Annotated in this window: 8 protein-coding genes; 2 read left to right on the top strand and 6 right to left on the bottom strand. The window is 39.7% G+C overall.

Features of this window, described 5'->3' with window-relative positions; translation table 11 throughout:
- From LBH49_02765 to LBH49_02755, 3 genes are all read right to left on the bottom strand, one after another.
- A partial coding sequence (locus tag LBH49_02765; protein ID MDR0351543.1) for a hypothetical protein occupies positions 1-1,027 on the bottom strand: 1,027 nt, incomplete at its 3' end.
- Between the two features lie 173 nt (positions 1,028-1,200).
- Entirely contained in the window at positions 1,201-2,757 is a 1,557-nt protein-coding gene (locus tag LBH49_02760) for an LTA synthase family protein (protein ID MDR0351542.1), read from the bottom strand.
- The gene (locus LBH49_02755; GenBank protein MDR0351541.1) at positions 2,742-3,932 is read right to left on the bottom strand and encodes a glycosyltransferase family 4 protein; all 1,191 of its coding nucleotides are present in this window, start codon (positions 3,930-3,932) and stop codon (positions 2,742-2,744) included. The genes LBH49_02760 and LBH49_02755 overlap by 16 nt, the downstream gene beginning before the upstream one ends.
- 80 nt (positions 3,933-4,012) lie before the next feature.
- Between LBH49_02755 and LBH49_02750 the strand changes: the two genes are divergently transcribed.
- On the top strand, positions 4,013-4,612 hold the full coding sequence (locus LBH49_02750; GenBank protein MDR0351540.1) for a hypothetical protein: 600 nt from the start codon (positions 4,013-4,015) through the stop codon (positions 4,610-4,612).
- A 34-nt stretch (positions 4,613-4,646) separates the two neighbouring features.
- Positions 4,647-5,345: an ABC transporter ATP-binding protein gene (locus LBH49_02745; GenBank protein MDR0351539.1), complete on the top strand. Its 699-nt coding sequence runs from the start codon at positions 4,647-4,649 to the stop codon at positions 5,343-5,345.
- On the opposite strand, the gene lspA is transcribed toward LBH49_02745, so the two are convergent.
- The 3 genes from lspA to ileS are packed head-to-tail and all read right to left on the bottom strand — an operon-like array spanning position 5,316 to position 9,325.
- Positions 5,316-5,798, bottom strand: coding sequence for a signal peptidase II (gene lspA, locus LBH49_02740; GenBank protein ID MDR0351538.1), 483 nt, complete (start codon positions 5,796-5,798; stop codon positions 5,316-5,318). The genes LBH49_02745 and lspA overlap by 30 nt on opposite strands.
- The gene (locus tag LBH49_02735) at positions 5,773-6,516 is read right to left on the bottom strand and encodes a hypothetical protein (GenBank protein MDR0351537.1); all 744 of its coding nucleotides are present in this window, start codon (positions 6,514-6,516) and stop codon (positions 5,773-5,775) included. The genes lspA and LBH49_02735 overlap by 26 nt, the downstream gene beginning before the upstream one ends.
- 16 nt (positions 6,517-6,532) lie before the next feature.
- On the bottom strand, positions 6,533-9,325 hold the full coding sequence (gene ileS, locus LBH49_02730; protein ID MDR0351536.1) for an isoleucine--tRNA ligase: 2,793 nt from the start codon (positions 9,323-9,325) through the stop codon (positions 6,533-6,535).
- Positions 9,326-9,327 lie beyond the last annotated feature (2 nt).

The following is a 9,327-nucleotide window of genomic DNA, read 5'->3' as shown; positions in this document are numbered from 1 at the left end:
TGGCGTTATTTATATTGGTTATATGGTCTTCAACGGTTTCTATCTTTTTTTCCATGATAGCTAGATTATTGCTTAGCTTTGATAATAGGCGCTGTTTTGATTCAATGTTTATCCTTTCTGGACCACCGTTGGATGATTTTATGATAGATCTTTGACCTATGGCCACCAGGCCTCCCAGATCTATTATTGCCGGATCATAACTTCCGTCTTCGCTTTTCTTTAGCATAATATTTTCTAGTTTTATGTCATTATGTATAAATCCGGCATTGTGAATGGCCATTAATATGCTGATAAATCCTAGTGATAATCTAAGGGCTTCGGACGTATCTTGATGGTATCCAAAGGGTGCATCATAGGGTGGCAGAAGTTTGCTTTCGAAACCTTTTTCATATATTTTTGATAGATCATAGCCATCAATTTCTGGTTGTATTAATTCGCATCCACGATATCCTATTATTGATACTATGCCACTGGCTCCTTGAAATTTTGCAAAATCTATTTCTGGTGTCGATATGTATTTTTTCAGTGTGTGTATCAATTGGCTGGATGCATTTATTTCTCTTTCAAGATGTTTAATTGTGGGCACATTTTTCTTTCGGCCCACATTTTTAAGCTTTAGCGTTTTTATTATAACATTTTTAGTAATTTCATTGTTGGAATCGGTTACGACACCTTTGTATGTTTTTCCTAGACCTCCTTCTGCCAAAAATTCTTTAATATACAATAGGCCGCCATCCAATGATAGATCTGGCATGAACGTTTCCAGTCTTTTTTGAGCCTCAGGTGCTATTGGAGTTGATGGATTGCAATGACTTATGGGAGTTATATTTCCTTTATATCTGTAGCCTTTTGCTTTTAATTGCTCTAGCTTTTTGTCAGGTTCGCCTGAGGAATTTGAAATAGCATTTCCTAATGATATCACCAAAACGAACATTTTGATCAGAGATGATCTTTTTTGTTTTTTAGTTATATTATTATTGTTATTATTAATAGTTGAGTTTCTTATATTTAATAATTTTTCATTCATAGTGTTAATATTCCCAAAAATATTATGTAAAATTTATGCCCGGTGTCAAAATTTTGATGGCAATGGCCTATGTAATCTATGATTTGTGGTGATTTTTAGATGCCTTATTAGATATTATTTGACAGATTTTTATGAACCTATGATCTCTAATCCATACATCTGGCTTTTGGGCATTATTTTATGGATATGCTAGTTGAACTTTTCTCGACAATGCTACAGATTAACCAATGAATATCATGCAATTTTAGATCGCCATGGGTTGTTTTTGAAATGGTTCCATCATGAATATCGTTGCCTTTCTGAAAGATCATTAATGGAACTTCAAGCTTACCGGCGCCTTCATAGTCCATATGAGAAATATGGTCACCATAGAGAACAATCACAGTATCTTCAGGAATTTTATTATATAAATCCAAAAAGCATTGATCGACATAGTTTATGCTGTTGATATATTTTTTCCATAAAACCTCGTCTGTGCCATCGGGGTATATATTTTTTGTTGGTGTCATATGGAAATGGCAGTGACTAGTAAGTGTTATTATAAATATAAAATTTTTATCATTTTTATTGTCATTCAATCGATTCACCGCAAAATTAAATAGGTCGCCGTCCCTTACACCCATGATTTTTTTCTTAAGTCCAAGTGGTTCAAGATCTTCTAAAAAATAGATTTCCCGAAATCCCATACTAGAGTAGGAAATTTTTCTGGAATAAAAATCGCCATGGCATCCGTGATAGGAGGTTGATTTGAATTTTATTAGCTTCTTCGGCAGTGTTTCCAGTGAGGAAAAGTAACTATTTTTGGAAAATGCATAGGGACAAAGGCCAGGATATTTAGCTCCCGTTAGGACGCTGTAGTCCGCATTTGCAGAGCAATAAATTGATTTATGGAAAACTTTTTTGACCATGGCAGATTTTTTAAGAAAATTCAAAAAAGGAGTTACCTCTTTGTCATTCAATTTCAGATCTAACACCGAATGATCCAGGCTTTCGACCTGCACCACGATGATATTTCTAAATGGCTTTAGCGGCAGGTTTAATATGAGATTATTTTTGCGATTATCGTATAATTTTTTAGCCAAAGCAAAGGTGGGCCATTTATATTTGCAATTGTATATGATTTCGATGGTAAAGGTATTCAGATAACCATAGGCTTCGAGTAGCCTTTGGCGTATGTATGACGGATGGTAGCTATTGCAGGTGACCGCATTATATGATATGGCGACTAGGAGTTGCCAAAAAATCAATGCCAAAAGTATATGAAAGGATCTATATAAATATCTAGTTTTGCAACTGTAGGTTTGTAATTTGTTGATTATTATGGTTTTTATGATCAATGATAGAAGTAGCATCGATGTCGCCGTTGGGCTGATCAATGGGATGGCGATGTTTGCTATGGCCATAAATTCATGGAATTGTGTGGCTATTACATCCAAAGATATGGGGACTTTGAAGTAGCGGTAATAGGTAAGAAATGTGAGCGATAGTATAAATTCGAAGAGATTATACAGCAGCATTTGGTATTTGCGTTGTAATGTCGCAATTAAAAAGTATGCAAAGGAAAAATCAATGAGGGCCCGGAGAGATTTTATGCCCAAAGAATTTATGATATTGTTATGGGGCGACGAAATGGTAAGCTCTTGAATCACAAAGGCTTCTGCGCCAAACCATAGGGTCAATATGATGGTATAGCCATTGACATGAATAAAATTTGTCAATGGCCTTGGCATAGTTGTTCGTATTTGGAAATTGCTTTGGCCAGCGTATATTTTTTCAAAAATTCCTGATAGCCATTGGTTGCCAGTTGGGCTAGTTTTTTTCTATTATAATATAATTCCAAGATTGCTGAAGTGGTGTCTTGAATTCCGGACGTGACTATACCACAATGGCTTTCTGTGATAGCTAGTTCGGTTTCAGAACCTTTTGGTACCATTGCAATTACAGCTCGTTCCGAAGCCATTATGCCGTATAATTTACTTGGTACAGCATAGCCAAGCATGTTTTCTCTAAGTGAAATCAGGCCGATATGGCAGGCAGCGAGTACTTCGGCGAGGTCAGTTTTTGGTTGCTTGGGCAGCCAGGTTATATTTTTCATTTGGGCGGATAGTTTTTTTGCCCTTTTTTGTCTTTTCCCGTTGCCTATGAACAAAAAGTGAATATTTTTATAATCTGTAAGTCTTTTAGCCACAAGTACAAATGAATCTATGTCATGTAGCAATCCCATGTTGCCAGAATACTGAACCACGAATTTCGATTGAAGATTTAATCTATGGGTCAGGTGGCTATCTTCAAATTTTATCAATCTTCCATCGATTTGGCTCCAGTGGGGAAAATAATGGACGGTTTCCTTTAGGCCATAGGATGTTTTCAATAGGTTTTTCATATCTCGGCCCAGAACAAAAATCTTGTCTGCTCGGCGGAACGCCTTCCTATTCAACGCTTTCCATAACTTTATTTCCAGAGCATTTGGTTTGAAAAATTTTGCTTCCATGAGTATTTCTGGGTATAGATCGAGGATGAATAGATTATAGTTGAATTTGAATAGTTTTTGTAATAGATAGATCCAGATCGGCAAAAATGGAGGTGCTGTGAGTGCTATCACCTTGCCATAGCGGTACTTAGACATATGCGAGCTGAGACATAGCATAAAGGTAATGTAGTGGTACAGCCTGCATAGTATATTTTTTTTCGAAGGTTTCTTTGGGCCGATGCGGGTTATTTTTACTTTTCCGAGGGGAGGAATTGCGCCAAATTTGTGTTCTGAAGCCAGTGGATGGCCGCATATTACGGAAATGTCATGGCCTTTTTCGGTGAGATGATAAATCAGATCAGAAAATAATTGGCTTGTGGCCTGAGTATCTGGCCAGAAGTCTTTGCAGATCAATACTGTTTTACCAAACCCCATGGCAGCTAAATATAATTTTTTTGGTAAAAATTTCAAAATTTTTCGATAGTAATTTTTGATTTATTCCCTAAGGATGGGCCATGGCTACCGAAGATGCTTATTTAGTAATAGACACAGCGACACAAAAAAGTTTTGTTTTCGTAGTGGTTGAATGGCAGGTTGTTGATTCATTTATTTGTGATGAGCCAATGATGATTTTTGGCTTTTTGAGAGCTGTGCTGAACAAGTATTCTTTCACTAAGATGGTTTTTTGCGAAGGGCCTGGCAGAGTAATGGGAATCCGCATAGCTATGCTGTTTTTAAGATCCTATGTTTCTCTTATGGAAGGGGTTAGTACTTTTTCATATACTAGTTTAGCTTTCGCTTTGGAGATAAATAAGGACTATGACACCATAGTATGTTCCAAGGGTATGGGTAATTTTTTTGCCATGACAAGAGGTGCTGATGTTGTCGATTCGATTGATAATGAAGGAGTTAAGGTTTTGAGTTCCCGGCGGACTGCTTTTTTACAGACCAGGCCTGGGCCATTAAAAAATATGCCGAGTTTTGATTTTGCGAAATACGATCCGATGGGCGGCTATGTGAGCGCATTGAGGGCGACGAGATCTAATTGTATGGTCCGTAGTCTATTCGATTCGGCCGGAGAGTTTACCCTTTGGAAAGGTGAACGGCATCATTGATGGATGATTTTTAATCGATGGAGACTATGGTGACATGGCGGACTGCGGTAGCATAGTAGAAGTGAGTTCCATTTCTAAGCATTTTAGGACGAAGGCTGAGCGGGTTTCGGTTCTTAAGTGTGTGAGCTTCAATGTGTTACGCGGCAGAAGTCTGAGTATTGTTGGCGAATCTGGTTGTGGCAAGACCACGTTGTTAAGTTTAATTGCAGGGTTAGATAGACCAGATCAGGGCGATGTGATTTGGGATGGATTGAACATAAACCATTTATCGGACAACAAGTTAGCCATTCTGCGTTCGGAATTCATTGGATTCATATTTCAGGATTTTTGTTTGATCAACGAAATCAGCGTGTTGTCCAATGTATTATTGCCTTCGATGTTGGCTAAGAAAGATATGCAGAACGCAAAGTGCCGAGCTAAGGAGTTATTAAAGTTGCTTGGATTGGAGCATAAGGGTGATGGGTTGCCGAATTTGTTATCCGGTGGTGAGCGCCAACGGGTTGCCATAGCCAGAGCGGTGATAAACAGCCCGGCGGTGATTGTGGCCGATGAGCCGACAGGGAATCTGGATGAAAAAACCGGCGTTTCGGTGATGAAAATGATTTTGGATCTATGCTGTTCGGACAGAATTTCATTGGTATTGGTCACCCATAATGATGGGTTTGCGAAGATGACGGATGCAACTTACAAATTGAGTGATGGTTTATTGACGATGGTTAGCAGGTCTGATTAGGGATGTGCCAAGTATATAGTAAGTCACGCCCAAACATATGGCGCTATCTGCTATGTTGAACGTTGGCCATCTATATACTTGCAGATTTATGTCGATGAAATCTGTGACACATCCAAATATCAATCTGTCGATGATGTTGCCGACGATGCCGCCACATATGCTGCCGAAGGTGCATTGATAGGTAATTATTTCTAACTTTTTCCTATACAAGAAAATAGCTGCCAATGCTAGACATCCGAGAAGGCCGAGGGCATGGGCATTTCGGCTAAATATTCCCCAGGCTGCACCTGTATTAAAAGATGGCCTGATATATATCCAATTGTCTAGGATGGTTATAGGAAACATATGGCCGCCAGCCCTTGTGATATATTTACTTATTTGATCCAGGGTGACCAATGTGACCAGTATCGTCCAAAATCTGCGGAAATTATTCTTCGGAGATTTCGTCATCATAGAGGCCAAATCCACTGTCGATATCTTCTGCGAAGGCGCCGCTGGGCTGGGCCTTTTCTTTAATGGCGAGCTGTTGTTCATGTTCTTTTTTGCCTGCGACGGAATATCTTGTGAATGGAAAGACCATTAATCTTTCCTTGGATATGGATTCTCCGGTTATTTCACAAATTCCAAAGGTATTATTTTCTATTCTACCCAGTGCTTCGTCGATTTCATGCAGAGCTTCGAGGCCGGATGGCAGCATAGTGAGTGCGAATTCTGGGTCAAAATCATTTTTTTTATGCAATAATTGCTTCGGGACCGTTTCATCGTTTAATCTATGCTGCACTATCTCTCTCAGTGTCAATAGGTTATCATAATATACCTTTAGATTTGCTGCCACATCTTTGATTTTTCTATCCTCCTCTTTGCTTTTTTGCATGGAAGGATTAAATCCTAGTATATCGGCGATGCCGGCAGCTGCCACCATGGTATTTTTATTTTCCTTGCGAATTTTTTCAACAATTTTCTGTTTGTTTTGTATTTTTATACTTTTGGATGCATCTGGACCTTCTTCGGATCTAGTGCGCAAAACTTCCAGTACATCGTCCATTGAAAAGTAATTGGAGCTGCGATTGTCATGTTTAGTTAAAGAACTGCGTCGTTTCTTAACCATTTCAAGGACAGCATCGCGTTTCATGCCGTTGGATTTTTTCTGTGAAAATTTTTTATTAGCCATGATGATGAATTATTGATTAAAATTCTTCGGGGTATTTGTCCTTGAGTGCTTTCAGGCAGCGTTCGGATGTTTGGCCAAACTTGCCTGCATCCACCAATTTCGCCACTCTTCTCCAACTTCTTGGACATCTTTGGAGTTGGCTTGGTTCGACTTTTATAGAAAATACATCGCTTTGATTGACATATACTTCCGAAACAATGAAACATTCTTCCAAGTCATCGCTATGTTTTTTGAGTAATTTGAAATTCCAACCATCGCAGTGTATTGTAACTTTGGCATCTAGGGACTGGCCAATTTTTTTTTCTTTTCGAAGGAATTCGAGTTGTTCGTTGACTTTCGTTCGGATTTGCATCAGGTCATCGATTTCGGAAGCTTCCTCGGAAAAATCGATCCAATCTTCGCAGTTGGGCCAATTTTCTAGGTGTATGGATGCGTTAGAAATTTCGCGATTACTGGTCATAAAACTAAAAGCTTCGTCGGTGGTAAACATAAGAATAGGGGCCAATAATTTCAATAACGAATTTAGGACTAGATGAATTGCTGTTTGAGAAGATCTTCTGGTGGACCAATTTGGGCCGTGAGTATAGAGCCTATCTTTTAGTATGTCGTGATACTTGGCCGACAATTCCACCGAGCAGAATTTGTTGATCAGCTGGTAGACTTTGTGAAACTCGTAGCTATTGTAATATTCGGTACATTGCTCTACTAGTATTTTAGTTTTGTGCAGAATCCATTTGTCAATTGGTGTCATATCTTTTTGAGCTACAGAATGTTTTGATACGTCAAAATCGTAGAGATTGCCGATTTGGAATCGCAGGGTGTTTCTAATGGACCTATAGCTGTTGACCACGTGGGTAAAAATGTCGTCCGATAGAGGTACATCGTCTCTAAAGTCTTCGGAGGCAATCCATAATCGCAGAATATCTGTGCCAAATCTATTTACATAATCATCGGCGGTTTGGGGTTTGCCGTCACTTTTGGAGATTTTTTTCTTATCTTCGCCGACCACAAACCCATGGGTTAGAACTTCTTTATATGGGGCGCGACCGTCATGGACGACCACGCTGGTTAGCAGTGAAGATTGGAACCAGCCGCGATGTTGATCGCTGCCTTCTAAGTACATATCGGACGGAAAGGAAAGGCTGTTTCGGTTGTGAAGTGCAGCGGTATGGCTTAGTCCAGAATCTATCCAGACATCCAAGGTGTCAGTGCCTTTGAACAATGATTTTCCTTGCCATTGGCTTGGTAGCTCTAGATCCGAAAGGATTTCTTCGACGGATGACTTGAACCAAAAATCTGATCCATACTTGGATATTTTTTTTGCAATTTCTCGCACTAAATTAGCATCTAATAACGAGTTGCCGTCTTCATCAAAAAACACAGGCAGAGGAATTCCCCAGGCTCTTTGGCGACTTATGCACCAATCTGGTCTGGATGTAACTGCACCGATGATTCGGTTTTCGCCATAGCCTGGCACCCATTTTACTGTTTTTATGGCCTTCAATGCCATTTTTCTCAGTTGGCCATCCACTTCGATGAACCATTGGTCCATGGCTCTGAATATTACCGGAGTTTTGGATCGCCAACAATAGGGATATTGGTGTTCGATGGTGTGTAATCCAATCAGTGTGCCGTTGACTTTGAGTTTTTCAATGACAGCATCGTTGGCATGACATTTGCCGTTGACATCCAGGACGCTTAGGCCCACAAGATCTGATGGGACTTGACCATCATCCATATAGCAACCGCTATCATTCAGTGGACTATAGGCGTCTAGGCCGTATTTTAGTCCAATTATATAGTCTTCTAGGCCATGACCTGGCGCTGTGTGCACACAGCCTGTTCCGGCATCATCCTTGACATAGTCTGCCAAAATTACTTTGCTATCTCTTTCTATTAGAGGATGTTTTGTTACCATGCCTTCGATGGAACTACCTGTCAATGTGGCTATTTTTTTGAAATTTTTTATGTTGCAGGCCGTGGTGAATTGATCGACTAATTTTTCTGCAATTATCAATGTTTCGCCATTTTGGTCCAGGGCTATGTAGTTGAGATTTGGGTGTACAGCTATGGCCAGATTAGACGGTATTGTCCATGGGGTTGTTGTCCAAATCACTAAGTGTGAGTCACTTGGAAGTTCTAGTCTTCCGGACCATTCATCATTGATTTTGAATTTAACATAGATGGAAGGGCTTCTATGTTCTTTGTATTCTATTTCAGCTTCAGCCAGGGCAGTTTTGCAGGGGATGGACCAATATACCGGTTTCTTTTTTCTATATACCAGGCCATTTTCGACGAAATCAGCGAAGCAATTTAGGACGACGGCTTCATATTCCGGATCCATGGTTTTGTATTCCTTTGCCCAATCGGCCAATATGCCGAGGCGGATGAATTGCCTACGCTGCTTCTCTATAAACGACTTAGAAAAGTTTGTGCATTCCTGGCGAAGGTGTATGGTATCGAGATTGCGATTTTCATCCTTTAAAATTTTGCTGACTTTATGCTCGATGGGCAGTCCATGACAATCCCAGCCAGGGATATAGGGAGTTTTGAATCCATTCATAGACTTGTAACGCAAGATGATATCCTTTAGTACTTTATTCAGTGCTGTACCTATATGCACATCGCCGTTGGTGAAAGGTGGGCCATCATGGAGGATGAACGATTGACCCTGGGCATTTTTGTTTTGAATTTCGTTATATAAATCTATATTTTGCCAATGGACTATCCTTGCAGGTTCCCGTTTCGTGAGATCTGCTTTCATTGGAAAATCTGTGACCGGTAGATTTAATGTATCTTTTAATTCTATTG

Source organism: Puniceicoccales bacterium (assembly GCA_031255005.1).
GTDB lineage: Bacteria > Verrucomicrobiota > Verrucomicrobiia > Opitutales > LL51 > JAIRTH01.
This window is presented reverse-complemented; position numbering and strand designations above follow the sequence as displayed.